The following is a 276-nucleotide window of genomic DNA, read 5'->3' on the forward strand; positions in this document are numbered from 1 at the left end:
GCCACCGCGTCCGACCCCACCCGCTCGCTGTACGTGACGGCGAGCGTGCGCGGATCCCCGTCGGCGCCGAAGACGACGCGGTAGGCCGGACCGGAGCCGCGGGAGGTGTCCAGCCGCTCCCAGCCCTCGGGCAGCGCGACGGAGAAGCCCTCCGGAGCGTGGTGGGTGCGGTAGCCGGGCGGGAGGCCGCCCGCGCCGTCCGACGGGGAGGGGGAGGGGGCGGGCGTGGACGGGGCCCCGGGCTCGTCCGGTGGACCGGCCGGCGCGGACGCCGGG

Annotated in this window: 1 pseudogene; it reads right to left on the reverse strand. The window is 80.4% G+C overall.

What is annotated here, in order from left to right:
- Positions 1-276, reverse strand: a pseudogene (locus B7767_RS42585) (serine/threonine protein kinase); the annotation flags it as partial.

Origin of the sequence: Streptomyces sp. 13-12-16, assembly GCF_002114215.1 — a bacterium.
GTDB lineage: Bacteria > Actinomycetota > Actinomycetes > Streptomycetales > Streptomycetaceae > Streptomyces.